Genomic DNA, 1,756 nt, shown 5'->3' with positions numbered 1-1,756 from the left:
TCACCCTCATCCCAATTTGTTTCACCAACGACTCCACCCGACCCCAACCAATCGATTGCCCCGCTTCCTGCCCAGCCTGGTAGTCTATAATCCTAGTCTGGTGATGCTTTAAGTAATTGATAAACCCCGTCGCTCCCCGACATGGCTCTGGGCGTAGATACTCAATTGCCTTCTGGGTCTCCCCTCGCCATAGCAGTGCTCGCATCTGCGACTGTTGAGCCGGTGTTCCTTGCACCTTGTTAGCATTTTCCATTATTAGATACCAAGTGCGAGACGTTTAGGCATGAAATAGAGCTGCAATGCTTGAAATAACTGCCTAGTGGGGACTTAAACCCCTTGGTTGAATATAAGAGGCTCGCCTCTGACCATCTCCATAACTGTTTATATGTCCCGACGCTTAGGAAACTGAGCAAGGCAGGGAGGGAACTCAAGGTCAAAAACAAACTAAGAAATTAGGGAGTAGAGAGTGACGGCGATAGCCACCCCCAGTTTCAGGATTCACAACCCGTCAGATTGAAGCGGGGAACGGAAGGCGTGATGTAGAACCTACTACTAAATGCGACCACTGCCAACCATCCATGATTAGGGAGACCGAATGTCCGGCTTGAACCACCGTAATTATAAAGTAGCGAAATAGGTTGATGCGCTGCGCTCAAAAGAGCAAGGGGAAAAGTAGGGGGCTTTGGTTACTACCTATACAGACCTTTAAAAGTACCCCGGTGGAAAGGATAAATCTAAAGATGGAATGCCCATATAAACGGAACGTTTTAAATCCTCCTAGACTCTGATTATCTGGTCGAGATATCAGTAGGGATAAGTGTAACCGCAAGTCTTAGAGGATGTGAGATGTGACCAGAAGCCAATGCCCAACTGTAATGGTAGGGATATGCTAACGGGTCACGGTTTGATTGTAAAGAAATAGAGCCTAGTAGGTGTACAGATGGCGATAGCGAGTTCAAAGAAAGGGTTTGGGAAACCAAAACTAATCAAGACTACGAACAACGCATGGAAGGCAATCCCATGGACTAAGGTTCAACGGAAAGTTTTTAAGCTCCAAAAGAGTATATTTCAAGCATATAAATCGGGACAGAATGCAAAGGTTAGAAGGTGGCAACGTCTATTGGTGAAATCATACTATGCCCGACTCTTAGCAGTGCGACGAGTGACTCAAGACAATCAAGGAAAAAGGACGGCTGGAGTAGACGGGGTTATCACAATCTCCCCTAAACAAAGACTGGAATTGACCGAGAAAATCAAAGGAAATCTCAAAGCAAAGGCACTTAGGAGAGTATGGATACCAAAACCTGGTAGGGATGAAAAAAGCGGGAATGGGAATACCCACAATCCAAGATAGAGCTAGGCAAGCCTTGGTTAAATCGGCACTTGAGCCCGAATGGGAATCAAGATTTGAAGGCACTAGCTACGGGTTCAGGCTAGGAAGGTCAGCCCACGACGCAATAACCAGAATTTACCAAAGTATTAACAAAGGTGAATACTATGTATTGGATGCAGGTGCGAGACGTTCGGGTATGAAATAGGGCTTAAATGCCCGAAACAACTACCCGGTGAGGATTCCAGCTCCGAATCTGGATATAAGGAGACCTCTCCTGAGCATCCTCATAACTGATTATATGTCCCGACGCTTAGGTAACTAAGCAAGGCAGGGAACTCAAGGTCATAAACGAACTGAGAAATCAGGGAGTAGAGAGTAACGGCTATAGCCACCCCCAGTTTTGGAAATCATAACGNCAGGATA

Annotated in this window: 2 protein-coding genes and 1 pseudogene; 2 read left to right on the top strand and 1 reads right to left on the bottom strand. The window is 46.2% G+C overall.

Annotated elements, in window-relative coordinates:
- Window positions 1-253 (bottom strand): annotated as a pseudogene (locus B9T16_RS28370) (ISKra4 family transposase); the annotation flags it as partial.
- A gap of 687 nt (window positions 254-940) precedes the next feature.
- Here B9T16_RS28370 and B9T16_RS28365 point away from each other — a divergent pair.
- Both B9T16_RS28365 and B9T16_RS28360 read left to right on the top strand, forming a co-directional pair.
- Window positions 941-1,354 (top strand): reverse transcriptase N-terminal domain-containing protein, encoded by a 414-nt coding sequence (locus B9T16_RS28365; protein WP_014275335.1) that lies wholly within the window; start codon window positions 941-943, stop codon window positions 1,352-1,354.
- Window positions 1,314-1,538: a hypothetical protein gene (locus tag B9T16_RS28360; RefSeq protein WP_014275336.1), complete on the top strand. Its 225-nt coding sequence runs from the start codon at window positions 1,314-1,316 to the stop codon at window positions 1,536-1,538. Before B9T16_RS28365 ends, B9T16_RS28360 begins: the two co-directional genes overlap by 41 nt.
- The last annotated feature ends 218 nt before the right edge of the window (window positions 1,539-1,756 follow it).

Source organism: Arthrospira sp. PCC 8006, assembly GCF_046480465.1.
Lineage (GTDB): Bacteria > Cyanobacteriota > Cyanobacteriia > Cyanobacteriales > Microcoleaceae > Limnospira > Limnospira platensis.
This window is presented reverse-complemented; position numbering and strand designations above follow the sequence as displayed.